Raw genomic sequence first — 24,488 nt, 5'->3', positions numbered from 1 at the left:
CATGATCGACGACCAAAACCTTCAAACCGTCCAAATCCTTCGCGACCTTGTCCATGTCGATCAATGGCAAAACACTCTCCCCTGGCAACCCTTCCAGGAAGGTGTTGAAATCCACCGTCTCTACGGCGACGGACAAAACGGCCCCTGTGCCGCCCTGTTAAAATTCCGCCCCGGCGGCAAAGTCCCCCGCCACGAACACACCGGCTTCGAGCACATTTTTATTCTTTCCGGCACCCAAACCGACGACCAGGCCAAATCCGAAGCCGGCACCCTCATCATCAATCCCCCCGGAACTTCCCACGCCATCATCAGCGAATCCGGCTGCATCGTCCTCGCCATCTACGAGCGACCTGTCAAATTTATCTGATAACAAACGAACTTTGTGAGACGCGCCTCGTCATCGATTCATCCTCCTCCAATTTTCTCCGCGTCGTTCAATCTCTCAAGCCCCAAAGGGGCGATCCGTGTCTGGATACACTTCCCAACTCTTGCATGGCCTTCGTGTATTTTAAACACTAACATCCCGTCATGCCTCACAGCTGCGAGCATTCTCGCGCCGCACTAACCGTCGACGCCATCGTCTTCGGCTTTTTTGATACCGAGGCCCTCAAAATTATTCTCATCAAACGCGCCCTCCAGGTCACCAGGGATGGCCGCCAAGGTCTGGGTGCCTAGCGGCGGCGCAACAAGCGAGAGACCACCACCACCACCTCACCGAGATCCACTGGCTTGGAAAGATAGTTGTCAAACCCTGCAACCAGCGCACCTTTACGATCTTCAACGGCTGCAAAAGCGGTGAGGGCGACAGCAGGTATGTCCGAATTTTGGCCGTCAGTTTGGCCACGAAGAAGGGTGATCATTTCCAAGCCATCCATGCCGGGCATTCCAATGTCGCTGATTAAAACATCAAACTTCTCTGCCTTCGCCAAAGCCAGCGCCTCTTCGGCCGAGCCTGCTACGATGACTTCCGCGCCGTATTGTCCCAGGCCCCATCTCAGCAACTCCCGTGCATCTTGATCGTCGTCAACGGCAAGAAGTTTGAGCCCGCTTAACGATGGCAAATCAGCCTCTCCTTTTGAGGAGGGCCGCGCATGCGGATGCCTCCTATGACTTTCACCGGACTCAGTGTCCAATGCAGGAAGAGGAAGTGCGACTCGGAATGTCGACCCTTTCCCGACGCCCGGACTTTTGGCCACAACCGAGCCTCCGTGCAGCTCCACCAAAGTTTTGGCAATCGCGAGGCCCAATCCCAAGCCACCATGGCGGCGGGTAGATGATGAGTCGACCTGGGTGAATCGATCAAAAATACTTGTCAGGTCGTCTTCAGGAATGCCGATTCCTGTGTCCTCAATGGTGATCTCCACATGGGAATTCACCCGTTCAAGGCGGACATCAATCCGCCCGCCAGAAGGGGTGAACTTGATCGCGTTGCTAACCAGGTTCCAGACCACCTGCTGCATTCGAACAGGATCCCCACGCAGTGACACTGTGCAGCCGTCAGTGACTTTGCCAAGACGCACGCCTTTCGCCATTGCCTGGGGTCGAAGAGTGTCCAAAGCACTTTCCACTACCATTCCCAGGTCCATCGATTGGACATCCAGGCGCATCTTCCCCGCGATGATGCGGTTTGTATCCAGCAGGTCTTCAATAAGCCGCTTTTGAGACAGCGCGTTACGTTCGATGACTTCCAAATGTTGCGACAACGCATGGTCCGCTGACGTCTGTTCGCGCAGCAAGGTGGTGTAGCCCAGAATTGCGCTGAGCGGTGTCCGTAGCTCATGAGACAACACTGCCACAAACTCTTCTTTCATGCGGCTTGCATGCTCAGCTTTTTCTCTGGCAGTGCGCTCCAAGGTCAGCAAGTTCTCACGCTCTTCCTCAGCTTCCCGGCGTTGCGAAATTTCGGCCTGCAGGCGCTTGTTCATTTCCTCCATCCCAGGAAGGGCCAGAGCCCTGGGCATCACCCGGAACAACGCGATCACAGTGGTCCAGGAGACCAGCGCCGTGATCAGTTTTACGAGTCCTGAGAGCCGATACCAGGGCTGCCAGAACAAAGTGGCATCGATGAGATGAGTCACGCCGCAGAAAAAAATAAAGGCTCCAAAAAGGAAAAAGAGAAGTGTAAAAGGCACCTGGTGTTTCTTGAGGGCGATGAAATACCAGAGCGTCAGCGGAATGGCAAAATAAGCGGCAAACACCATCAAGTCTGACACCACGTGCAACCACCCATGCCCCTCGGACCAGTCTCCACAATTCCAGCGGGGCACGAAGCCGTCCGTGTTAAAAAGGTTGCTGAAGAAATGGAGCATTACGACCTTTTGCACCAAAAAAACTACTTGCAAACGTCATGCCCCCAAAAAGGCAGACACGCGTCCCCTTAGGTCATTTTATCGGGTCAGTTGCCGCAAAAATAGCCACTCCCATTGGCAGATTGACAACTGCTCGTTCACCACTTCCATCTAGGTTTATCTGCAGCGGCCCGCAGCCCAGGACATTCCCTGATGCTCCTTGCGGTCCTTCACGCGGCAGCCAAAGGGCGGATGCGCGAGCTTGCGGGACTCAGCAGCAGGCAAACACGCTAAGAAGGAAAACTCCTCTTGCGCTGGGATGTGTCTTGCAGCTAAAAAATCACACCGCTCATCCCAAAGCCCCTGTGAATGACTCCAATTCCATGTCCCAAGCAGATGCCGGCTCTGCAGTTCCTGGATCAGCCTTTCCCATAGTGGGGCTGGGTGCTTCAGCGGGCGGGCTGGAGGCGCTGTCGCAACTGCAGCGGGCCATGCCGACGGATACCGGAATGGGCTTCATCATCGTGCAGCACCTCTCACCCACTCATCCGAGCAGCCTGGCGGAAATCCTGCTGGTGCACAAGGCCACGGGGCTGGACGTCAACTACTACAAACCCAGCACGCTGCATCGCCGCATCAAGCGGCGCATGCTGCTTCACAAGACCAGCGTGCTGCAGGACGACGAGGCCAGGCTGCGCGACGACCCGGCGGAGGCGCAGGCACTTTACCAGGACATCCTCATCAGCGTGACCAGCTTTTTCTGCGACCCGAAGCCCTTCGCGGCACTCTCGGCCAACGTCTTCCCCAGCCTACTGTCCAAGCGCTCGGTCAATGAGCCACTGCGCATCTGGACGCTTGCCTGCTCCAGCGGCGAGGAGGAAAAATCCCATGAACGCCACCATCCGGCCCCACGGCTTCCGCTTCTCCAAACTCGATGCCATCATCCTCATCATTACCACCATCCTTGCCACATGGCTATTCAACCTCGAAATCGAACTCTGGTGGATCCTGCCGATGGTCGTCGGCCACTTCTTCCTGTTCTGCAATGTGTTCCTCGTCTGGCAAAGATACGAACTGATTTGGGCAGTCGTGTTTGTCATCAACATCGCCATCCATTTCCTTCTTGGCAAAACCCATTGGCTTACGATTTGCGCCATTCAAATCCCTTTCACCATCCTGTTCATCACCCTGCAAATCCGCTCTCCCAAATACCACGGCATCGCCGCCGCCAGACTCAATCCCCAGCTTGCGAAGCATCTGGCCAAAACTCCCGATGAATGATCTATGGTAGTTAGTGAACTTGACGGAAAATGCCCGCCTCTCTTCGCGAGCTATTGCGTGGATTTCATCCATTCAACCACTTTGGAAGTCAGCATGGTCCCGCCCGCTGCATTCAGATGGTCCACATCAAAAAACATCTCTGCCGGAATGTCATGGCCTCCGTTGAGATTCATGTCCTTGAACCACATGAGAGGAAGTCCGGCATCAAAAGCTTCCAGGTCGGCCACGGTTTTGTGCAGGTCAGCGTGGGCACTGCCATCGGGATCGGAGGCCGGCGTGTCCTTGCTCTGCGGATGAATGGGCGAAATGATCACATAAACGCGAATCCCCTTTGCCGTGAGATCCTTCACCGACCGCTGAAACAGCTCCCAAGCCTCCTGATCGAATTGGTAGTTGAGCTGACTGAGGTCCTCTCTCAGGCGCTCCTTGTTCTCCGCTTTCATGCCGCGCTCCCGGGCCGACCACCCCCAGACATCCATCTTTTGCACATTGAGTTCAGCATTCTTAAGCTCCGCCACCGTCACCAATGGTTCCCCTGTCTTGACCGGCCAAAGTTCAGCGTGATGCTCGCGGTCAAAATCATATCCTGGGCTGCCAATGAATGCTTCGCAGCGCCTTTCAGCGCCTCTGAGTGACCGGTTGAAAAGCCTGGAATTCACCACCCACAGAACGGTCTTGATCTTGGGCAACGGCAACACATACTCCCGCGCCAGCAGGCATTGCAGATCAGTATTTGCGGCTCCGGCCCCCAAGTTAAGTGCTTTGGGAGTTAGTTTGTTCTCCTCATCAAGTAGCCTGTCCGGCCGAATCCCTTTGGCGGCATGAGAGTTGCCCAGCACCACCAGCTCAAGCTGCGGCCGCAACTTCCAATAGAGTTTCATCTGCGCCGAGAAGATGGTGTCATAATCATAACGGACCGCCTCGGGGGTCAGCCCCTCAGCCATGATCGCCTGCATGTCCATGAAGCGCGGCGGCTCGTCAGCCACAATGTCCAGATCATCGCTGATCACCACGTCCGTCAGGTTCACCTGATCATCCTCGTCAAACGGACGCACACGCAGCTCCACCTCTTTGCCTATCTCACCGTCAACCACGACATTCTTGCCGCGAATCACCGCCCAATGCCCGACGCGGATTCGCTGAACCTCCAGCTTGCCCTCCAACACCTTCTTCACGTCATATTCCTGCCAGATCAAAGCCTCGTCATACGGCGAAATGTCGCCGGAATCCTTGTTCTCCGAAGCCGCCACCCGCACCAATCGAACCACGGCACCGCCATCGGGAAGCGCTTCCATCTTCTGCTTGCAAGAGGGTTGCAGAAGACCGGCGGCAATTGCGACGACGACGTGGGAGAGAGACCGAATCACAGAGACAGCAGGTGTTGATGATCGCCGGTGAAAGTAATCATAATGGACGTTTTGTCCACTCTGCTGCTGCTGGGAACTAATTGGGCTTGGCCGCCACCGCATCCGCTGACTTCATCCACTCGATCACCCGTTCGGTCAGCCATGTTCCGCCTGACATATTAAGATGATCCGCATCAAAGAACTGCTCCGGCTTGATGCCGTGCCTGCCGTTTTTGTTCATGTCCCGAAACCACACCAGCGGTTGCTCCTGATCGAACCCCTCCAGCCGCTGCACCACCTCCCTCATTCCCTCGTGTGAGCTGCCATCGGGATCGGCTGCCGGTGCGTCCATGCTGTAGGGATGGATCGGCGAGGTCAAAACGAATACGCTGACGCCTTTGCCCGTTGCTACTTTAATCGTGCTTTTGAACAACTCCCATGCCTTCTCATCGAACTCGAAGTTCACCTTGCTAAAGTCCTTCTCCAACGACGCCTGATCTTCCGCCTTCAACGTCCGCTCCCGAGCCGACCAGCCCCAGGGGTCCAACCGGGCACCTTTTACGTCAATATTCTTCACCTCCTCCACCGTCAGCGGTGCGAGCCCTTCCTTCACCGGCCAATGCTCCGCATGGTGTTCTCTATCAAAATCGTAGCCAGGGCTTTCCAAAAAGATCTTGTGACGTCGCTCCTGCCCCTTGAGCGCGCGATTGAACAAACGCGCGTTCACGACCCAGATGATGGTTTTTACCTTGGGCAGAGGCAACACATATTCATTCGCAATAAAACACTGCAAATCCATGTTCCCTCCTCCGATCCCCATGTTGAAAGCTTTGGGGATACGCTTGTTCTCTTCGTCCAGCAACAGGTCGGGACGAATGGCTTTCTCGGCATGAGAATTTCCTAGCACCACCAACTCCATTTGTTGCCTCAGGTGCCAGTAAAGCGTCATCTGGCTGGAGAAACCGGTGTCGTAGTCGTATCGCACCGCTCTGGGCGTGAGTCCCAATTCTGTAATCGCCCGCATGTCCATGAAGCGCGGTGGCTCATTCTCCACAATTTCGAGATCGTCACTGCTCACCACATCCGTCAAATTGGCTTGATCATCTTCGTCGAAAGGGCGCACCTTCAATTCCGTCACTGCTCCGATCTCCCGATCGAGTGGTATGTCATCGCCTCTGATCACCGACCATTGTCCCACCCGGATCAAAGAAGCCTCAAGCTGCCCTTCCAGCACTTTTTCCACGCGATACTCCTGCCAGACCATCGCCTCATCATAAGGAGCGATATCCTCCGCGCTTCTGATCTCCGAAGTCGCTACCCTCACCGCCCGCAAGACCGCCCCTCCATCCGCCAGCGGTTCAGGCTCACGCTTGCACGACGACAAAATAATGCTCGTGAAGAGAACGGAGGTGGCAAAATGGCGGTGAATCACAAATTCAAGCAAAGTTTGGTGAACTGGTCCGAGACTAGTCGAAACTCACCGGCTGTCCATAATTGCAAAACCGCGCGTCAAAGCACCTGCTCCAGCGTCGCGATACAACGCCGGTTCTGCTCCATTGTTCCGACCGAAATTCGCACCCATTCCGGTAGTTTGTATTCAGCCATCGCGCGAACAATGACGCCTTTGTCCAGCATCTTTTGGAAAATGGCGTCGCCGTCACCAACGTGGACCAGCACAAAATTTGCGAAACTCGGCACATACTTCAGTCCCAGACGCTCGAACTCGGTCTGAAAATAGGTGCGGCCTTCATCAGTGATTCGACGCGTCGTTTCCTGATGATCGTTGTCGAGCAATCCGGCCACTGCTCCGGCTTGGGCGATCGAGTTGGCGTTGAATGGCTGGCGGGTCTTGTGGAGAACCCCAATCAACTCTTCCGGCCCGATCCCGTAGCCGATGCGCAATCCGGCAAGCCCTTGAATTTTCGAAAAGGTGCGCAGCAAGATCACATTGCGCCCCTCGCGAACAAATTTCATCGTGTCCGGCGGTTCCGGCACAAACTCATAATAGGCCTCATCAATCACCACCACGACATGATCAGGCACCTGATCCATGAATCGCTCAAGGGCCTCCATGCTCACCATCGTTCCCGTCGGATTGTTTGGATTAGCAATGAACAACTCTTTCGTCTCGGGCGTGATGGCCGCCAGCATTGCATCAAGATCATGAACAAACCCCGGGTCAGGCACCTCAATGGTTTCCGCTCCAAAAAGCGTCGCCATCAGTTTGTAGACCACAAAGGCATGCTCCGCCGTCACAATGTTGTCCCCGGGCTTCAAAAAGGCATGCCCGATAAATTCGATGATCTCGTTGGAACCATTGCCCAAAACCACCTGCCCGATGCCAACATCAAATTTCTTCGCGATCGCATCTCGCAGTTTGAATCCGAATCCGTCCGGGTAAATATGCGCCTGGCTCAATGCCTCAGTCATCGCCGCCACCGCTTTGGGGGACGGCCCCAAAGGATTTTCATTGGAAGCCATCTTGATGATGTCCCCCGGTTGCATGCCCCGTTCGCGGGCAAGTTCCTCAATGGGTTTTCCCGGTTTATACGTGACAAGGTCCTTCAACTGTGGATTGGCGTGATTCCAGACATTCATGAGGAGAAAAGCGTGAACTCGTTTCATCCTACGACTTTCCCGGCTTTGCAATCGCGAATTCGCGGAGACGGACGACAACTCCCTTCAAAATTTCCCTTCGTGGCACCGATATAAACTTGGCGAATAGAAATTTTTTGGTAAAATTAAATCAAATCTAACAAAACCTCCCGCCAGCCGTTTTACCTACATACAACGAGCTTCGCATCGGAAATTCACTCACCCAAACTTGCTCCCCTAAGACACTTCATGAAAACCAAGCATCTGCCTTTATTGATGGCTGTCGCCCTTTTGGGCACTTCCACGGCATCCGCCGAAACCCGCGTGTGGACCGACAGTTCGGGCCGCAAGGTGGAAGCCACCTTCATCAAGCTTGAGGGTGAGAATTTGACCATCCAGGTGGCCAACGGAGCCATCTACACTCTGCCGATTAGCCGCTTTTCCGCCGACGATCAGGCCGCTGCCAAAACCATGAAGCCTGCGGCCAATGCCAATGCATTGTTGTCCGTTCCCACCAATGCCTCAGCTGCACAAGCCGCCGCGAAAATTGACCAGTTGGTCGAAATGGGCATCCAGAAAGCCAATCCCAAACTGGCCGAAAATCATCGCAAAAATGCCGAGACCATGGTCAAGGCAGGCAAACAGCCCACCGCTTTTGTTCCACTGAAGCCCAACGCTCCGATGTCCGACGAGCAATTCGTCCGACGCGTTTATCTCGACGTGGTGGGCCGCATTCCCAGCTACGAAGAAACCAACGAGTTTCTTAAGAACGCCAGCCGCGACAACACCGCACGCGCCAAGCTGATCGACACCCTGCTGGCTTCTGATGGCTACACCAGCCACATGTATAACTATTTTGCCGGCATGCTGCGTTTGACCGACAACTTCCAGGCCGATTTCGTGCGTGGTCTTCCTTACATCAAATGGATGAAAGAGAAAGTCGCCACCAACGAGTCCTGGGACAAAATCGTCTATGAAATGCTCACTGCCAAGGGCAAACTCTGGCACAATGGTGCTGCCGGTTACCTGCTTCGCGACTCTGGCATGCCTCTGGACAACCTGGCCAACACCCTCACCGTGTTTCTCGGCACCGATGTCTCATGCGCCCAGTGCCATGACCATCCCTTTGCCGACTGGACCCAGCGTCAATTTTATGAAATGGCAGCATTTTTCGGTGCCACCAGCACCCAGATGGGACGCAGTGACTACGAAGGCGGCAAAAACGGCCCCAATCCCAGCCAAAAGCTGCTCGGTGAAGCCGTCGCTATCATGGAGAAAAATGAGATCGATCCCCAACGTTACCGCAACTTGGTTCAGAACGTCCTCGGAGCGAACCGCTATGTCGTTAATGACGTCGGCGTGAACCGTCTGAAATTGCCCCACGATTACCAATACAAAGACGGCACCCCTGGTGAAGCCGTCTCCCCAAAACTCATCATGTGGAGCGAGGCTGACAAGAAAAATCCAGCCTACTCCGTCATTGGCGACACCGTTCGCAAAAGCAGCCGTGAAGAGGGCGGTGTAAAAAATGCCGAGAACCTTCGTGAAGCTTTCGCCAAATGGGCAACCCATGAAGCCAACCCTCGCTTTGCAATGACCATCGCCAACCGTCTGTGGGAGCGTGCTTTCGGCGTCGGTCTCACTCCAACTGTCCGCAACATCGACAATCCTGATGAGGCCTACAACCCAGAGCTCATCAGACACCTCGCCAGCGAGATGGTGCGCGTGAAATTCAACATAAAGGAGTTCCTCCGCATCGTTTACAACACCAAGGCCTACCAACGCGAAGCCACCACCGCTGAACTCGCCATGGGTGAACCCTACTACTTCCAAGGACCAGTTCTGCGTCGCATGAGCGCAGAACAAGCTTGGGATTCCTACATGACCCTGGTTCTGGGCAGCGAGCTTGATAAGCTCAAAAACACCGACTCAGAACAGTATGGTCGTGCCATCGACATGGACATCAACAGCGTCGACGCCCAGACCCTGCTGCAAAAAGTCAGTGCAGTTCAGAAACTCGGTGAACGCCAGCGCGAACAAATGCGCAATGCCGGCTCCCTTGCCATGGCTGGTGGAGACGAGATGATGGCCAGCAGCAGTCCACTCAGCTATGGCGGAATGGTGCTGATGCGCGCTTCTGAACTCCCCCAACCTGCTCCCGGCGGCCATTTCCTCCGCGAATTCGGCCAGTCGGACCGCATGCTGATCGACGGCGATTCGAAAGAAGGCAGCGTCCCGCAGGTTCTCATGATGATGAACGGCAAAGCCCAGGAGATGTTGACCAGCACTGACTCACTCATTTTCCGCAATATGAACAAAGTCACTTCACCGCCCGAGCGTGTGGAAGCCATGTTCCTCAGCATCCTCAACCGCCGCCCCACCTTGCGTGAAAAAGACATCGCCAAACGCGCCCTTGCCGAAGGTGATGAAGGTTACGCCAGCATGATCTGGGCTCTGGTCAACACCCGCGAATTCAGTTTCGTCCAATAGAACTTGCCCTCCTTTCCTTAACCACCAGCCATCATCCCACTCACCCACCCCTTCCCAGCACCCATGAAAAATACCTACCTTAAACTCGATCCCGCTTCACGCCGCGAATTCATGCTGCGCACGGCCAAAGCTGCCCTCGGTGTCAGTGTCCTTTCCGGACTCGACAACGAAGCTTTCGGTGCCTCCGTCGCACCTCCTGCGGGAGTCGGCGGCAAAGCCAAAGCGGTCATCTACCTCTACATGGCTGGCGGCATGAGCCACATTGATACCTTCGATCCAAAGACTGGCGAAACGAAAGGTTACAAGGACCCGATCAGCACCAACGCCGCAGGCATTCAGCTCGGTGGTTACATGCCAAAAATGGCCAAACAGGCTGACAAAATCACCATCGTTCGTTCCACCACCTCAAAAACCGGTGTTCACGAAGATGGCACTTATGTGATGCACACCGGCTACGATCCTCGTGGCACCGTGATGCACCCCACCATGGGTTCATGGGCACAGCATTTCAAAGGCCGCTCCCACAAAACGCTGCCCTCCAGCGTCGTCATCGGTGCCGGCACCGCCAACGCAGGATTCTTCCCCCCCGCCCTCGCTCCCGTGCCCATCACCAATGCTGAGTCCGGTTTGCAAAACTCCAAATCCAGCCTCGGTCAGGCGGCGTTCAATAAACGGATCGCACTCATGAATGAGTTCGATACCGCATTCCGCGACAAATTCAAAAGTCCTGAAGTCCGCGCGTATACCGAGTTCTACGATGAGACCATGAACCTGCTTACCAGTTCTGATCTGGATGCGTTTGACCTCACCAAAGAAGATTCCGCAACCCGTCAGCTCTACGGCAACGGATTTGGTCAAGGCTGTCTCCTTGCCCGCCGTCTCGTCCAGGCAGGCGTCCGTTTCATCGAAGTTCGCTCCGGCGGCTGGGACATGCACAACTACATCGACGAAGGCATGGAACGCACCGGCACCGGCATGGACAACGCCTTCGCGGCCCTGCTCTCCGATCTTGACCGCCTTGGCATGCTCGATTCCACCATGGTGGTGCTCGGCTCCGAATTCGGCCGCACGCCGAACATCAACGAAAACAGCGGTCGTGACCACTATCCAAAAGTGTTCTCCACCGTATTTGCTGGTGGCGGTGTCAAACGTGGCTTCGTCTACGGCTCCTCTGACAAGGACGGAAAGGAAGTCGCCGACAAACAAGTGACCGTTCAGGATTTCATCGCCACCATCGGTGCCGCCATGGGACTTCCCGTTGCTGAAGTGGTCATGTCGCCATCCGGTCGTCCGTTCACCGTCGGTGATCGTGGCAAAGTGGCCGCCGAGATTTTTGCTTGATCCCTTCTGCCCAATTCTCATTTGAATGAAACGCCCGGTCGAAAGTCCGGGCGTTTTTTTGTCGGTGAATCTAAACTTGAAAAATACGCCGGTAATTTGTCCAAGTCTTTGGCCATTAACTGCGTTTATCTCAGAGCACCCGATTCGCCTATGCCTTCCATCCATCCAGCCTCACCATGGCCGACCTGCCTCGCATCAATCGTCGTCCTCCAGCTCTGCTCCTGCCAGACAGCACCGCCCATCGCTTCTCCACCTCCCCCAAACTACTCCGACGCCGTTCCATTGCCGGCTGGCGATTACACCTACGGCACCGCCATCGTCGAAAGCGTCAATGCTGAGCCTCTGACCGCAGGTCCCACCCGAGCTCAATTGACAATCCGCGGACTGTTAAATGACGGCGCGACCACCATTCATCAAGTCGAGCAAACCAAAACGCCCGACGGCTTCGTCATCACCATCACCACCGCCCGATTGAAGTCAGCGGTCGCCACGCTCGCCCTCGTTCCTTTTGAAAGGATCGTCACCCTGGATCTAAGTGCCGTCCGCTCAGGCCCCTGTCAGATCCGAGTCAACGATGTCCGCACCACCATCATGGTCCCCTGATTCTGATTCAGGGCGCATTGAACGTCCCACCCGGTGGTGAATCAAGAATCAGCCAATCGCTGCCCGCACGCTCTTGAAAAGGTAGTGCCCCCAGCCGTGCTCGGCTCCTGTCCAGTCGGCATCGTAGTGATGTTGTTTTATCATGAAACGCTCCGGATGCGGCATTAATCCAAACACTCTTCCCGTCTCATCCTGCAAACCGGCAATCTGATGACTGCTCCCATTGACATCGGCATCATAAAGAAGCGCAGCCTGCCCGTTTTTTACATAGTCACCCGCCACATCATCCATCCCGACAAAGCGGCCCTCCGCATGCGCCACCGGAAGTTCGAATTCATCAGGCAGTTCACTGAGATAAGGGCTCTGCGCATTCTTTTTCAACCCCGCCCAGCGGCAGATAAACCGGCCACTGGTGTTGTGAATCAAACTTCCCTCGGGCAACAATCCCATCTGGGTCAAAATTTGAAAGCCATTGCAAATGCCAAGCGCATAGCCACCCTTTTCAACATACTTTTTCAGACCATCGCCGAGCTTTTCTTTTGCCGTGAGTTTCGCAAAACGACCGGACATCACATAATCGCCATAGCTGAATCCGCCCGAGAACACCACCAGTTGGATGCCCTCCAGCGATTCGGGTTCCAACAGTGCGCTTGGCAGGACCTGCGTCTCAAATCCCACCTCCTGCAACGCAAGAGCGGTTTCGGCATCACAGTTCGTGCCGGGAAATTTTAGCAGAAGAGCTTTGGGAGCGATGGACATGTCGTTTCGTTTGAGAAATTTTTGAAATGGTGAGCTTGGGAAAATCGATCAACATCAATAAAAAGCTTTCAGACCGTCCTTCCACAAAGGTTTCAATTCCTCCATCGGCGCATCAATGAAGTCCATGTCGCCGTTGGTGATCAATAGACGTTTTTCGTCGGTGGTCTCACCGATCAGAGTAAAGCCCAACTCGGATGCAAAAGCCGCCTTCTCCGGATCGACTTCAAAAATAATCCGTCCAGGTGTTTCACCAAACAAATGCTCTGCAGGTGGCGTATCGTCCAAGGTAGGAATGTCCGCGAGATCCACCGCGATGCCTGACTTGCCCGAGAACGCCATTTCTGCCAGCGCCACAGCAAGACCACCTTCACTCACGTCGTGAGCCGATAGAATCACTCCCTTGCGCACCAACTCATAATAACGGCGATAGTCTTCCAGCGACGTTGCTTCCTCAAACACCGGCCCTTGCGTGAACTCCAGAGCCTCTTCATCGCCCTCGGCCGACCCTTTGACCAGCACCCGTGCCAACACACTGCCCGCCAGACCACTCGAAGCCTGACCCAACAGGAACAACTTGCTCCCCACCTTGCGAATGCTCGATCCCACGATGTGTTTCGAGTCCTCCATGATACCAAACCCACTCACCAGCAAGGTCACCGGAATCGATACCGGCCCCTCATCCGTCTTGAAGTAGTTGTAGAACGAATCCTTGCCCGAAACAAACGGCGCGCCATAAATCTCTGCCGTTTGCGCCATGCCCTTGGTCGTTTCCACCAGAGCCCCAAGCTCTTCTGGTGCATCCGGATTGCCCACACAGAAATTGTCCAAAATGGCAATCCGCTCCGGATTGGCCCCCATCGCCACCAGCTGCCGCACGCATTCGTCCACCGTTGCCCGACCCATCAGATGAGGCATCGTCTTGCCCCACTCGGGCAGGAGCGCCACGGACAGAGCCACCAGTTGTTCGCTGCCATGAATGCGGATCACCGATCCATCCTGGGGCGCATCACCACTCGCGCCTGCCAGTGGTTTCAGCAACGTGTTGCCCTGCACCTCGTGGTCATATTCACGAATGATCGGTTCACGTGAAACAATCGCAAAATCTGCCAGCAGAGCTTTCAAAATTTGGTTACCCGACTCCGGCCCATTCTCAAAACCATAGTCCAATTCAAACTCCACCCCACTGCCCACCTCAGTGCTCCATTCCGACGTCATGTGACGGCGCGGAGCCTCATGCAAATGCTTGTTGTCCAACCGGCAAACCACCTCGCCGTGATGCTTCACCGTCAGAATTCCCGTGCCATCTGCCTTGGCAAGTATGCAGATTTCGGTTTCAAAAATGTCCGCCAGCTTTTGCATCTCTGGCAGATCCTTTTCCTCAATCGCCATCACCATCCGCTCCTGACTCTCGCTGATGAACACCTGCCAGCTTTCCATCTCTCCCACCTTTAATGGCGCATTTTCCAACCAGACTTCCCCACCCACCTCGCTCAACATTTCCCCGGCAGCACTGCTAAAACCACCTGCACCGCAATCGGTCACAAACTGAATCAAGCCTTTTTCACGCGCAGCAAGAATAAAGTCGGCCACCTTCTTTTCTTCAATCGGGTTGCCAATCTGCACTGCCGTCTGGTCTTCTTCATGACTCGAAGTCGTCAGCGAGACACTCGAGAAAGTTGCCCCCTTCAGTCCATCCTTGCCAGTCCGTCCGCCTGCGGCGATCAGCAAATGCCCCGGCTTTACCTCCTTCTCAATGTCCTTGATCGGAATCACCCCCATCGTTCCGCAAAACACCAGCGGATTGTAAATGTAGGTATCGTCAAACTGAATGGCTCCGCTCGTCGTCGGAATGCCCATGCGATTGCCATAATCCCGCACTCCACGAACCACCCCGCGCATGACGCCCAGCGGATGGATCACGTCCTTGGCTTTGATGTCTTCCTGCTTCGTGTCCGGCGGACCAAAACAAAATACATCCAATGACGCCACCGGTTTCGCCCCTTTGCCCGCCCCGAGAATATCCCGGATCACCCCGCCCAACCCAGTGTTGGCTCCGGCATAAGGTTCAATCGCACTCGGGTGGTTGTGCGTCTCCGCCTTCAAACACACCGCCAGTTCATCGTCCAGCTTCACAAAACCCGCGTTGTCTACAAAAGCTGACAACACAAAATCCGGTTTCTTCTCACGAATCCGACCCGTCACATCTCGGACATAAGTTTTATACAAACTGTCCACCACCTCCGTTTTGCCATCAATCGTGTGGGTGATCTTCGCCCCAAAAATCCGGTGTTTGCAATGCTCACTCCAGGTCTGAGCAATCACCTCAAGTTCCACATCCGTCGGCTCCCGCTTCTCCTCAGCGAAAATTGCCTGCACCGCCAGCATGTCCTCCTTCGAAAGGCTCAGCTTCAACTTCTGGCTCAGCGCCAGCAATTCCTCGGCATTCAGGTTGAGGATCGGAACGTGTCGAAAAACGGCTTTGGAAGTGAACATACGCGAGCCTATCCCCTATGCCACGCCACGCCCTCCGGTCAACGAAAAGCCATCAGAATCACCCTCCGCGCACCTCATTGCACCGGCACCACCCCCGCAGGCAGCGTCGGATACTTCTTCAACAATCCCTGCCGCCACGTGGTGTAAGCCGCATCCGCATCATCCGCCGTCATCACCTCCTCAGGAATCCCCGTCATGATCGACCACTTTCCCTCTTTCTTGCGCAACAAATACAGCAATCCTTCCCCCATCCAGCTCTTGTCCCTCGTCTCTGGTTGGGCAGAAAACCACGCCCACTCCCCGCCCTTTTGCACAAACACCTCGTTCATCAAAATGTCTTTGCCCAGATCTTTCGCCATGCCCGTCACCAGAGGCAGCGATTTCACCACCTTCAGGATCGCCGCCCGATCCGGGTCCCCTACTTTCAGCAATACTGGCTCGGCTGAAATCGCGCTGACCACACTCCAAAACGTCACACAAAAAATCCCGACTCTCAACCAACGTGTTTGGCTTATCATGACGGCTATGATGGTCGATGTGTTGTCTTTATTCAACCCAAGCCATTAATCGATGTTTACTCACGCAGCCCGCAACACTTCCGAATTCTGCACCGCCGGATTCACGATGTCCCGCTCAAACACCGCTGGATCAGCCCCTTCACCAAAAACATAGATCCGCGTCCGCAACGCCAGTTTCTTCAACTCAAACCCCGGATTCTCCAACTTTCGATAATAGCTCAATATCGCCTCCTTCTCCAAATCCAGGGCCCCGCCCTTCATGCCATAATCCAAAATGAATGCCGATCCGCTCCACAAGGGATCGCTGTCCTTGTGCGACTTCTGACTGATTCGGTCCACAAGCACCTCGTGAACAAAAGCATCCAGAGCCGATTCACCCCCCTCATAATCAAAGACATAGCGCATCGACTTGCGAAAATGCAGCGGTTTCGCCGGAGGTGCATAAAGAAGCGATTGCGCGTCAGCTTCGGTTTCGAAAATATTGGTGATTTCGTAGGTGGTCGTCAAAGCAGATCAAAAATGGGATGAACCTCCATCCTTGAGCAAAACCCCGTCTTCGCAAGCAGATTCCTCCACCCAAGCCTCTGCAATCCGCATCTCCTGCAACAAAAACGTCACAAGCAATCCTCCGCTGATTCGCTCATGTTGCACCCATGACGACACCCATCGACCAGGAAATGTTTGCCCGCCTCCACGCTGAGGCCATCGACAGCTTTGATGAAGAACTGGAAATGGAATTCGACGACCTCGCCGGATTTCCACCCGGCGATCCCGCCGCCAGCGAGGCCGATTCCAACTTCCGTCGCTTCTACTTCCGCGAACTCCTTCGCCTGCAATGCGAACTGGTCAAACTGCAGGACTGGGTGATGCACTCCAAACACAAGCTGGTCGTTCTCTTCGAAGGTCGCGATGCCGCAGGAAAAGGCGGCGTCATCAAACGCATCACCCAACGCCTCAATCCCCGTGTCTGCCGCGTGGCCGCCCTCCCCGCGCCCACCGAACGCGAACGCACCCAGTGGTATTTCCAACGCTACGTCGCCCACCTCCCCGCCGCTGGCGAGATCGTCCTCTTCGACCGCAGTTGGTATAACCGCTCCGGCGTCGAACGCGTGATGGGATTCTGCACGGAAGAGGAGTCCGAAGAGTTTTACCGTTCGGTTCCCGAGTTCGAAAACATGCTCACCCGTTCCGGCATCCAGTTGGTGAAATACTGGTTCTCCATCACCGATGATGAACAGGAATTCCGTTTCCAGAGCCGCATTCTTGACCCACTAAAACATTGGAAACTCAGCCCCATGGACCTCGAAAGCCGCCGGCGCTGGGAGGACTACACCAAGGCCAAGGAGATCATGCTCGAACGCACCAGCCTGCCCGAAAACCCCTGGGTCGTGGTGCCCGCCGTGGACAAAAAACGCGCCCGACTCAACTGCATCGCCCATCTTCTCAGCAAGGTGCCTTACACCGAAGTCACCCGCCCGCTCATTCAACTTCCTTCGCGTGAGCGGCACGACGACTACCACCGCAAACCAGTGCCTGAGGAACTCATTGTCCCACAGGTTTACTGAAATTCAGATCAGTTGCGCAAAGCATCTTCATCTCTGAGCAACCGGTGAAACACTACTCTTTGTCCGCTTCGGCGGACTTCGGCGCTTTTGCGTTTGGTTTTGGTTTGGATTGAGTTTTGGGCTTCGTTTTTGGCTTCGCCGTTTTGGCGGCTTTCTTTTTGGAAGTCGCCACTTTCTTTTTCTGAGAGCGGCTCGCTTCCTTCAGGTTTTTTTCCGCCTCTTTCGCCGATTTCTTGGCGTCCTTAAGCGTTTTCTTTGCCTTCTTTAGCCCCTCTTTGGCTTGCTCAGCCAGTTCAATTTTTTCGGCCAGCAGAAGTTCGGCATCCGCCACATTGGCGACCGCTACGGGTTCAGTTTTCGCCACTTTTTTATCCGCTGGCGACTTTTTCTTGTTACTCATGATCAATTCTGCGTGTTGTAGGATCATCAGACGGGGTCACCCCGATGAATCACTTGGTTGGTTGGTGTGTGACAAATTCGTAACACACGCCATCCCCCCTGTGCAACATCGCCAATGTGACATTTACAGATGCCTGGTGCCGCTCAATTGACCAGCTGCACTCACTCCTCTTCCGGTGCATCGGCAGGCGGGGGCGTCACCTTCTTCACCTCTCCGCTCCCTTCAGGCGGTCTGATCCCCTTCACGAAAACTCCATCCTTGAATTCTCCATCCCACATCAACTGACCCGCATCATTGTAATCGAGCACATGCCCCTGCCAGAAAAACTTCTCATCATAACGCGCTTTGAACTGAATCTTTCCACTGTCAAACCACTTTACATAGCTCCCATAAGCAATGTCCGCCCGGCCAAATTCCTTGCCTGACCGTTGCGATGCAAGCTCCCTCATCACTCCGTTGGGCCACCACGACCAAAAGAACGCCGGTTCGCCACGCACCCAGAGCCACTGACGATGCATCTGATCCAGATTGTCTCGATACCAACGGCGGTCCCATCCATGTTTCTGACCGTTCTCAAACTGGGTCTCCGCCCTCAATTTGCCACTCTCCTTGTCCACCTTGTTCTGAGTTCCCGTGAACGGTTTTTCTGCCCCTTTTTCATAAAACAATCCATCCGCACGCTCCTCCAAGCTTGGGCCATGGACAAGCTTCGGCCCCTTCGGACCGCCCTCTCCACAGGCAGACAAAGCGACCACCAACCCCAGCAAAAGCGCGACAAATGAAAACTTACTCATTTCGCACCATTGCTCAGGACCTCCGGCGCGCAAGCGTCAAGAACCGACAAGACATCCTTGCTTCGATCAAGACGCAATCACCACCATCGTCTGTCCCGGCGAAACTGACTGCCCCTCCCTGCCAGTGACCCGCGTCACTTTGCCCGTAACAGGGCTGTTCACATGAATCTCCATCTTCATGGCCTCAACAATGGCAACGGTCTGACCCGCCTCCACCTGATCCCCCACTCCAACATTGAGTTTCCACAGATTCCCTGCCACCTCGCTCTGCACCGCCAGCTCGTTGTCCGCCAGCGCCACCTCATCATTCGCAATCACGACTTCTTCAATCGTCGCCGCGACATTGATGCCTGCCTCCTCCCATCGCTGACGTTCTTCACCAAAAGCCTTTTGCTGCTTGTTCCTGAATGCCTCAATGCTCTCCGATTCCTTCTCAAGAAACGCCTCGTAATCACCCAGTTTGAACCTGGTCTCCTCAATCTTCGGCACAAAACGTCCCTGAGGAAAATCGATCCGCAACTGCACCAATTCTTCCGCCGTCACCGGATAGAACCGCACCTGATCAAAGAATCTCAACAACCAAGGCTGCCCTTCGATAAAACTCTCGGTGACTTGATAACGATTCCACATCTGCACCGTGCGTCCAACAAATTGATACCCACCCGGCCCCTCCATGCCATAGACACACATATACGCCCCGCCGATCCCCACTGCATTCTGTGGAGTCCATGTCCGGGCCGGATTGTATTTCGTTGTGACCAGTCGATGCCTCGGATCCATCGGCGTCGCCACCGGAGCCCCCAAATAAACATCCCCCAATCCCAGCACCAGATAACTCGCCTCAAAAACCATCCGCATCACCTCGTCCACCGACTCAAGTCCATTGATCCGTCGAATGAATTCAATGTTGCTCGGACACCAGGGCGCATCTGCCCGCACCGAATCCATATACTTCTGAATCGCCTCACGCGTCGAAGGATCATCCCAAGACAACGGCAAATGCACCACCCGAGCCGGCACCTCCATGTCAGCCACCGCGGGCAGCGTCTCGCAAATCTCCACCACCGCCTTCATCATCGACTCATGCGATTGCAGCCTGGCATCAAAATGAATCTGCAACGACCGGATCCCCGGCGTCAAATCAACCACCCCTTCCAACCCCAGTTCCTTCAATTTCAGATACACCGCATGCACCCAAAACCGCAAAAAGATATCCAACTCCAGCGGTCCGAACTCAACCAACAGATAATGATCTCCCGCAGGACGAAACACCACATCCGGCTGATCATCTTTCGCGGGCAACATAAACAACACCGCGCTCTTCTTCGGAATCTCCGCCAACGGCAACAACTCCAAATCAAGAGAGGTCAATTTTTCAATCGCCGACTCCTGCGCCAGTTCCATCTCACGCGCCGTTTCCACTGCCACCGGCACGAATTTCACCGTGTCGCCCGGACGCAACTGCCCCAGTTTCCACAGCTCCGCCTGCACCACCACCACTGGACAAACAAATCCCCCCAAACTCGGTCCATCCGGCCCAAGAATGATCGGCATGTCCCCCGTGAAATCGACCGCCCCAATCGCATACGCGTTGTCATGAATGTTCGACGGATGCAACCCCGCCTCCCCACCATCACTGCGTGCCCACTTCGGCTTCGGACCCACCAATCGAACACCGGTTCTCGCCGAATTAAAATGCACCTCCCAGGCTTGCGAGAAAAACATCTCCATGTCCTCCTCCTTGAAAAATTCCGGTGCCCCATGTGGACCATACAACACCCCGATCTCCCACTCATGCGAGTAACTCGGCGCTGTCACCGACGCATCCACCATGACCTCACCCGATTCACCAAACGGCACCACATCACCCACCCGTAAAGCCCGCCCTGCATGTCCGCCAAACCCGCCCAATGTAAACGTCGACTTGCTGCCCAAATAGTCCGGCACGTCAATGCCACCCGCCATCGCCAAATAAGCACGGCAGCCCGTCCCTTTCGCCTGACCGATCTTTAAAATCTGACCTGTCTTCACCTTCACTGGACGCCAGAACTCCAGCGCTGCGCCATCCACCGTGCTTGCCATCAAAGCGCCCGTCAGACACACCCAGGTATCCACATTGAACCGCAAGGTCGGACCGCTCATCGTCATCTCCAAACCTGCGGAGCGCTCCGAATTTCCCAACAGCCGGTTCCCCACCCGCAACGCCAATGGATCCATCGCCCCTGACGGCGGAACCCCCACCTCCCAGTAACCAACGCGCCCAGGGTAATCCTGCACCGTCGTCATCGTTCCCGAAGCCAGCACATCAAATGTGCGCGGACGATAAACAAAGCCGCCCAACGCCCGCGTGGTCATCTTGCCGCTGACAAAAAGTTCATCCTTCAAGATCTGCCGGAGATACTCCAAGTTCGTCTCGATCCCCGCCAGCGTCGTTCCCTGCAACGCCGCTGACATCGCCGCCAACGCTTCTTCGCGTGAAGCCGCATGCACAATGACCTTTGCCAGCAAGGGATCATAATAAGGCGTCACCTCCGTGCCCGAAGCAATCCAACCATCACAGCGCACCCCATCCGGAAACGCCACATGCGTGAGCACTCCGCTCGAAGGTTGGAAATCCTTGTTCGGATCTTCCGCATACACCCTCGCCTGCATGGCCCAACCATTGCGCTTCACCTCCACCGATTCCAATGCCAGGTCCTCGCCGCCCGCCAGTCTCACCATCCAACCCACCAGATCCAACCCCGTCACCTCTTCTGTCACGGTGTGTTCCACCTGCAAACGAGTGTTCACTTCGAGAAAATAAAAGTCGTCGACATCCGCATCGTAAACAAACTCCACCGTTCCTGCAGAGCGATAACTCACCGACTCACAAAGCTTCACTGCCGCCGACCAAAGCCGTTGCCGCATCTCTTCCGTGATGTTCGGAGCCGGCGTCTCTTCAATCACCTTCTGGTTGCGCCGTTGCGTCGAACAATCACGTTCACCCAACGCCAGCACCCTTCCTTTTCCATCTCCAAACATCTGCACTTCAATGTGCCGGGCATTCACCACAAACTTCTCCAAGAACACGCCTCCGTCTCCAAAGCTCGCCGTCCCCTGCCTCACCACCGAAGCGAACGCCGCCGACAACGCATCCGCATCATCACAACGCCGCATGCCAATCCCGCCACCGCCCGCCGTGCTCTTCAGCATCACCGGGTAACCGATCCTCGCCGCCTCCGACAAAGCCTCCTCTTCCGACTTCAACAAATCCGTTCCCGGCACCAAAGGCACCCCACAGGTCACCGCCTGTTCACGCGCCGAATGTTTTAATCCAAACACCCGCAACTGCCTCGGCGTCGGCCCAATGAACTCAATCCCCGCTGCCTCACAAGCCTCCGCAAAGCCCGCATTCTCACTCAACAATCCATAGCCCGGGTGAATCCCCTGGGCCCCGGTCTGTTTCGCCACCGCAATGATCTTCTCAAACCTCAGATAACTTTCCGAAACCGCCGCCGGACCAATTAAATAAGCTTCATCCGCGAGCGTCACATGCGGCGCTTCACGATCCGCCTCCGAATACACCGCCACCGACTGAATCCCCAGCTTCTTGAGGGTCCGGATCACACGACAGGCAATCTCACCACGATTGGCAACCAGCACTTTTGAAAATGACATAATGGATATCTAAAAAATTGAACTCAAAAACTTAACCACCTATGAAGCGCTGCTGAACTTCAGCCCCACCACCCCTGCCAGGATCAACAACATCATCGAGATGCGTATCGCTCCATGCGATTCCCCCAGCACGGTCATCCCATAAATCGCCGTTCCCACCGCCGCCAGTCCACTCCACACCACAAAAGAAACACCCACCGGCAAACCCTTCATCGCAAGGCCAAGCAGAATGGTCGTGGCGATGCCCGAGATGACGGCAAACACCGAAGCCCATAACACGGTAAACCCTTTCGAGTAATACAGGCCAATGCCATACATCGCCTCGAACACCGCCGCCGACAGCAAATAGATCCAGCTGATCATTCCCATAGAAGAACCCTCACTGGTGTAGGGTTGTAGGCGTTACACGGATTGTTTAACTGCGGGCAGTTGGAGATCAAACACATCACGTCCATCTCCGCCTTCATCTCCACATATCTCCCTGGACCGGAAACCCCATCCGCAAAACTAAGTCCACCTTCCGGCGTTACCGGCACGTTCATGAAGAAATTGATGTTGCACGCAAGATCACGCTTGTTCATGTCATGGCACCAGCACTGGATGCCGCGAATAAAAATGTCCCGGCATGCATGCATCGGTTCCCGATCAAACGCATACCGCATCACATTGCTCTCCCTGGAACACGCCCCGCCCAGGGTATCATGTCTGCCACAAGTATCCGCCGTGATGGTCAACATGGTCCGCCCGCGATTGGAAATCAGCTTCGTTCCCGTGCTTAAATACAACGCCCGCTGCACCCGAATCGTGTCGCTCGCGCTGTAACGTTCTTCCGGATCATGCGCGTTGTAGAACAGCGTGTCCGCCGCCTGATTCCCCTCCAGGTCTTCAATGCGAAACGTTTGTCCCGCCTTGATCTCATGCACCCAGTGATCGCCCGCGAGCACCACCTCGTCATGCACCGCATGGGTTGATTGATAAGTCGACTCGATCATTCGCTTAAAAGGTAAAAATCTTTGGTATTCTGATAGGCCCTGGCATTTTCCGGTCTCACCATCAAACTGGCATCTCCATCCATCGGCGGATCATTGGCAAACACCTCCAGCCTGACCCGTTTGGGCTGATAAGTCATCGCCGGATCAAACGGATGCTGACAGGTGTTCAACACCACCAATGTGTCCATCTCAAATCTCAGTTCGACCAGGTCGCCCGCCTTCGAATTCCCAGCAACATAACTCAGCTTCCCCTCTTCATCCGCCACCACCTTGCTGAACCAGTTCAAGTTCGGAATCCAATCGCGCTCCCCCAATCCCCACTTGCACAGTTCAATCAAAAAACATTCCCGCGCATTGCGATAAAATTCGTTCCGCGATTTCTGGTAGTTGTTTTCGCCAAACTGCTGAAGCACCGACTCCGCATCGCTCGCACCACAAACCGTATCATGCCAGCCCACCGTGTCTTTGGTGATTGATGCCATCAATCGGCCCATGTCGGAGTGCAGACAATACGGTGCACGCAGATAAAAAATGTGCTGACCCTTCAAGGTGTCGGGCATGTTGTAGCGCTCATGCCGTTCCGTGGCATGATACAACATCATCCCGACATTCGCCCCGCCTTCCAAGTCGGTCAGACGCAGAGTCTTATTGCGCCCGATGACGCGGGACCACATCCCCGCGCCTTCCAGCTCAAGTTGAAAAATGGGAGAATCTAAACTCATGTGACAAATCGATCCGTAAATTGAATTAAACTAAATCAAGCTTCCGCCGTGGACGCTTCGACACCGCCATGCTTCGCGTGAATTGGAGGCATCACCGTGCGCGTCAGATTGAGCCGCCCCGCCTGCACGCCTTTGCAGGCAAGAAAACGATTGGTGATCGCACGCAACACATTCGCCGGTCCCTGCATCAGGATCACATCCATGGTGTGATGATTTTCCAGCAACACCCGGAAAGAACTGATCACCTCGTTCACATGATGATGCTGAATGTCCGCCAGCTGCTGCATCAAGCCAGGTTTGCGATGTTCGTAAAGCAAGGTCAGGGTCCCCGCCATCACACGATTGCCCTTGAAGCTGTAGTAGTCTGAAATGTGCTGATTCAAGATCTCCGAGATTGCCTGGGAACGATTGGCAAAACCACGTTCCTCCAGCATGTTTTCGAACTGACGAAACAACTCGTCGGGCAACGAGATGGTGATCCGCTGAACATTTTCGCTTTGCCGGGAGCTGACGCTGACTTCCGTCGGTGGTGGTGTAGGCGATGTGACTGGCATGACCTAAAGTAACACCGAAACTCCTCTCGTCATACTCTTTACAAGAATAGTATGACGATTGCGGTTTAACGGTCATATGCTCATACCATC

The 24,488-nt window shown here is 54.9% G+C and carries 22 protein-coding genes and 1 pseudogene; 8 read left to right on the top strand and 15 right to left on the bottom strand.

From position 1 onward, the window contains the following. Position 1 precedes the first annotated feature (1 nt). Positions 2-367: a cupin domain-containing protein gene (locus FEM03_RS14745; protein ID WP_138087046.1), complete on the top strand. Its 366-nt coding sequence runs from the start codon at positions 2-4 to the stop codon at positions 365-367. Positions 368-528: 161 nt separating this feature from the next. Further along, positions 529-675, top strand: coding sequence for a hypothetical protein (locus tag FEM03_RS24460; protein WP_166442877.1), 147 nt, complete (start codon positions 529-531; stop codon positions 673-675). Here the strand turns inward: FEM03_RS24460 and FEM03_RS14740 are convergent. Then, on the bottom strand, positions 672-2,309 hold the full coding sequence (locus tag FEM03_RS14740; RefSeq protein WP_138087045.1) for a hybrid sensor histidine kinase/response regulator: 1,638 nt from the start codon (positions 2,307-2,309) through the stop codon (positions 672-674). The genes FEM03_RS24460 and FEM03_RS14740 overlap by 4 nt on opposite strands. A gap of 38 nt (positions 2,310-2,347) precedes the next feature. Between FEM03_RS14740 and FEM03_RS25930 the strand changes: the two are divergent. Both FEM03_RS25930 and FEM03_RS25235 read left to right on the top strand, forming a co-directional pair. Further along, positions 2,348-3,157, top strand: a pseudogene (locus tag FEM03_RS25930) (chemotaxis protein CheB); the annotation flags it as partial. Positions 3,158-3,176: 19 nt separating this feature from the next. Then, the gene (locus FEM03_RS25235) at positions 3,177-3,569 is read left to right on the top strand and encodes a hypothetical protein (RefSeq protein ID WP_240772790.1); all 393 of its coding nucleotides are present in this window, start codon (positions 3,177-3,179) and stop codon (positions 3,567-3,569) included. Between the two features lie 50 nt (positions 3,570-3,619). On the opposite strand, the gene FEM03_RS14730 is transcribed toward FEM03_RS25235, so the two are convergent. The 3 genes from FEM03_RS14730 to hisC all read right to left on the bottom strand — a co-directional run bounded on the left by FEM03_RS14730 (position 3,620) and on the right by hisC (position 7,513). After that, positions 3,620-4,864, bottom strand: coding sequence for a hypothetical protein (locus FEM03_RS14730; protein ID WP_206171019.1), 1,245 nt, complete (start codon positions 4,862-4,864; stop codon positions 3,620-3,622). A 148-nt stretch (positions 4,865-5,012) separates the two neighbouring features. Further along, positions 5,013-6,347 carry a hypothetical protein gene (locus FEM03_RS14725; protein WP_138087042.1) on the bottom strand — a complete coding sequence of 445 codons (1,335 nt, stop codon included), beginning with the start codon at positions 6,345-6,347 and terminating at the stop codon, positions 5,013-5,015. A 77-nt stretch (positions 6,348-6,424) separates the two neighbouring features. Continuing rightward, entirely contained in the window at positions 6,425-7,513 is a 1,089-nt protein-coding gene (gene hisC / locus FEM03_RS14720) for a histidinol-phosphate transaminase (RefSeq protein ID WP_138087041.1), read from the bottom strand. A gap of 246 nt (positions 7,514-7,759) precedes the next feature. Here hisC and FEM03_RS14715 point away from each other — a divergent pair, with 246 nt between their 5' ends. From FEM03_RS14715 to FEM03_RS14705, 3 genes are all read left to right on the top strand, one after another. Further along, on the top strand, positions 7,760-10,000 hold the full coding sequence (locus FEM03_RS14715; protein ID WP_138087040.1) for a DUF1549 domain-containing protein: 2,241 nt from the start codon (positions 7,760-7,762) through the stop codon (positions 9,998-10,000). Between the two features lie 63 nt (positions 10,001-10,063). Then, positions 10,064-11,341 carry a DUF1501 domain-containing protein gene (locus FEM03_RS14710; RefSeq protein WP_138087039.1) on the top strand — a complete coding sequence of 426 codons (1,278 nt, stop codon included), beginning with the start codon at positions 10,064-10,066 and terminating at the stop codon, positions 11,339-11,341. 150 nt (positions 11,342-11,491) lie between these two features. Beyond that, complete coding sequence (locus FEM03_RS14705) at positions 11,492-11,944, top strand: hypothetical protein (RefSeq protein WP_138087038.1); 453 nt, start codon at positions 11,492-11,494, stop codon at positions 11,942-11,944. Positions 11,945-11,992: 48 nt separating this feature from the next. On the opposite strand, the gene FEM03_RS14700 is transcribed toward FEM03_RS14705, so the two are convergent. The 4 genes from FEM03_RS14700 to FEM03_RS14685 form a co-directional block, all read right to left on the bottom strand. Then, entirely contained in the window at positions 11,993-12,703 is a 711-nt protein-coding gene (locus FEM03_RS14700; RefSeq protein ID WP_138087037.1) for a phosphoribosylformylglycinamidine synthase subunit PurQ, read from the bottom strand. Positions 12,704-12,757: 54 nt separating this feature from the next. Then, positions 12,758-15,196, bottom strand: coding sequence for a phosphoribosylformylglycinamidine synthase subunit PurL (gene purL / locus FEM03_RS14695; protein WP_138087036.1), 2,439 nt, complete (start codon positions 15,194-15,196; stop codon positions 12,758-12,760). A gap of 74 nt (positions 15,197-15,270) precedes the next feature. Beyond that, positions 15,271-15,714, bottom strand: a complete 444-nt coding sequence (locus tag FEM03_RS14690; protein ID WP_138087035.1) for a hypothetical protein — start codon at positions 15,712-15,714, stop codon at positions 15,271-15,273. A 60-nt stretch (positions 15,715-15,774) separates the two neighbouring features. Further along, the gene (locus FEM03_RS14685) at positions 15,775-16,221 is read right to left on the bottom strand and encodes a hypothetical protein (protein WP_138087034.1); all 447 of its coding nucleotides are present in this window, start codon (positions 16,219-16,221) and stop codon (positions 15,775-15,777) included. A gap of 146 nt (positions 16,222-16,367) precedes the next feature. Here FEM03_RS14685 and ppk2 point away from each other — a divergent pair, with 146 nt between their 5' ends. Continuing rightward, positions 16,368-17,279 carry a polyphosphate kinase 2 gene (gene ppk2 / locus FEM03_RS14680; RefSeq protein ID WP_138087033.1) on the top strand — a complete coding sequence of 304 codons (912 nt, stop codon included), beginning with the start codon at positions 16,368-16,370 and terminating at the stop codon, positions 17,277-17,279. 52 nt (positions 17,280-17,331) lie between these two features. Here the strand turns inward: ppk2 and FEM03_RS14675 are convergent, their stop codons facing one another. The 7 genes from FEM03_RS14675 to nikR all read right to left on the bottom strand — a co-directional run bounded on the left by FEM03_RS14675 (position 17,332) and on the right by nikR (position 24,398). Continuing rightward, positions 17,332-17,679, bottom strand: coding sequence for a hypothetical protein (locus tag FEM03_RS14675; protein ID WP_138087032.1), 348 nt, complete (start codon positions 17,677-17,679; stop codon positions 17,332-17,334). A gap of 161 nt (positions 17,680-17,840) precedes the next feature. Next, positions 17,841-18,473 (bottom strand): toxin-antitoxin system YwqK family antitoxin, encoded by a 633-nt coding sequence (locus FEM03_RS14670; RefSeq protein ID WP_138087031.1) that lies wholly within the window; start codon positions 18,471-18,473, stop codon positions 17,841-17,843. A 66-nt stretch (positions 18,474-18,539) separates the two neighbouring features. Next, positions 18,540-22,130 (bottom strand): urea carboxylase, encoded by a 3,591-nt coding sequence (gene uca, locus FEM03_RS14665; RefSeq protein ID WP_138087030.1) that lies wholly within the window; start codon positions 22,128-22,130, stop codon positions 18,540-18,542. 39 nt (positions 22,131-22,169) lie between these two features. Beyond that, on the bottom strand, positions 22,170-22,493 hold the full coding sequence (locus FEM03_RS14660; protein ID WP_166442875.1) for a DMT family transporter: 324 nt from the start codon (positions 22,491-22,493) through the stop codon (positions 22,170-22,172). Beyond that, positions 22,490-23,122, bottom strand: a complete 633-nt coding sequence (locus tag FEM03_RS14655) for an urea amidolyase associated protein UAAP2 (protein ID WP_138087028.1) — start codon at positions 23,120-23,122, stop codon at positions 22,490-22,492. Before FEM03_RS14655 ends, FEM03_RS14660 begins: the two co-directional genes overlap by 4 nt. Continuing rightward, positions 23,119-23,844: an urea amidolyase associated protein UAAP1 gene (locus FEM03_RS14650; protein ID WP_138087027.1), complete on the bottom strand. Its 726-nt coding sequence runs from the start codon at positions 23,842-23,844 to the stop codon at positions 23,119-23,121. Before FEM03_RS14650 ends, FEM03_RS14655 begins: the two co-directional genes overlap by 4 nt. Before the next feature lie 35 nt (positions 23,845-23,879). Continuing rightward, complete coding sequence (gene nikR / locus FEM03_RS14645) at positions 23,880-24,398, bottom strand: nickel-responsive transcriptional regulator NikR (RefSeq protein WP_138087026.1); 519 nt, start codon at positions 24,396-24,398, stop codon at positions 23,880-23,882. Positions 24,399-24,488 lie beyond the last annotated feature (90 nt).

The sequence above is a fragment of the Phragmitibacter flavus genome (assembly GCF_005780165.1).
Classification (GTDB): Bacteria; Verrucomicrobiota; Verrucomicrobiia; order Verrucomicrobiales; family Verrucomicrobiaceae; genus Phragmitibacter; species Phragmitibacter flavus.
The sequence above is the reverse complement of the archived record's forward strand: the minus strand, read 5'-3'. Positions and strand labels throughout refer to the sequence as shown.

Bases quoted from the DNA above. Each gene is read 5' to 3' on its own strand.
- FEM03_RS14745 (WP_138087046.1), top strand. From the start codon at position 2: ATGATCGACGACCAAAACCTTCAAACCGTCCAAATCCTTCGCGACCTT.
- FEM03_RS24460 (WP_166442877.1), top strand. From the start codon at position 529: ATGCCTCACAGCTGCGAGCATTCTCGCGCCGCACTAACCGTCGACGCC.
- FEM03_RS14740 (WP_138087045.1), bottom strand. From the start codon at position 2,309: ATGCTCCATTTCTTCAGCAACCTTTTTAACACGGACGGCTTCGTGCCC.
- FEM03_RS25235 (WP_240772790.1), top strand. From the start codon at position 3,177: ATGAACGCCACCATCCGGCCCCACGGCTTCCGCTTCTCCAAACTCGAT.
- FEM03_RS14730 (WP_206171019.1), bottom strand. From the start codon at position 4,864: ATGGAAGCGCTTCCCGATGGCGGTGCCGTGGTTCGATTGGTGCGGGTG.
- hisC (WP_138087041.1), bottom strand. From the start codon at position 7,513: ATGAATGTCTGGAATCACGCCAATCCACAGTTGAAGGACCTTGTCACG.
- FEM03_RS14715 (WP_138087040.1), top strand. From the start codon at position 7,760: ATGAAAACCAAGCATCTGCCTTTATTGATGGCTGTCGCCCTTTTGGGC.
- FEM03_RS14710 (WP_138087039.1), top strand. From the start codon at position 10,064: ATGAAAAATACCTACCTTAAACTCGATCCCGCTTCACGCCGCGAATTC.
- FEM03_RS14705 (WP_138087038.1), top strand. From the start codon at position 11,492: ATGCCTTCCATCCATCCAGCCTCACCATGGCCGACCTGCCTCGCATCA.
- FEM03_RS14700 (WP_138087037.1), bottom strand. From the start codon at position 12,703: ATGTCCATCGCTCCCAAAGCTCTTCTGCTAAAATTTCCCGGCACGAAC.
- purL (WP_138087036.1), bottom strand. From the start codon at position 15,196: ATGTTCACTTCCAAAGCCGTTTTTCGACACGTTCCGATCCTCAACCTG.
- FEM03_RS14690 (WP_138087035.1), bottom strand. From the start codon at position 15,714: ATGATAAGCCAAACACGTTGGTTGAGAGTCGGGATTTTTTGTGTGACG.
- ppk2 (WP_138087033.1), top strand. From the start codon at position 16,368: ATGACGACACCCATCGACCAGGAAATGTTTGCCCGCCTCCACGCTGAG.
- FEM03_RS14675 (WP_138087032.1), bottom strand. From the start codon at position 17,679: ATGAGTAACAAGAAAAAGTCGCCAGCGGATAAAAAAGTGGCGAAAACT.
- FEM03_RS14670 (WP_138087031.1), bottom strand. From the start codon at position 18,473: ATGAGTAAGTTTTCATTTGTCGCGCTTTTGCTGGGGTTGGTGGTCGCT.
- uca (WP_138087030.1), bottom strand. From the start codon at position 22,130: ATGTCATTTTCAAAAGTGCTGGTTGCCAATCGTGGTGAGATTGCCTGT.
- FEM03_RS14660 (WP_166442875.1), bottom strand. From the start codon at position 22,493: ATGATCAGCTGGATCTATTTGCTGTCGGCGGCGGTGTTCGAGGCGATG.
- FEM03_RS14655 (WP_138087028.1), bottom strand. From the start codon at position 23,122: ATGATCGAGTCGACTTATCAATCAACCCATGCGGTGCATGACGAGGTG.
- FEM03_RS14650 (WP_138087027.1), bottom strand. From the start codon at position 23,844: ATGAGTTTAGATTCTCCCATTTTTCAACTTGAGCTGGAAGGCGCGGGG.
- nikR (WP_138087026.1), bottom strand. From the start codon at position 24,398: ATGCCAGTCACATCGCCTACACCACCACCGACGGAAGTCAGCGTCAGC.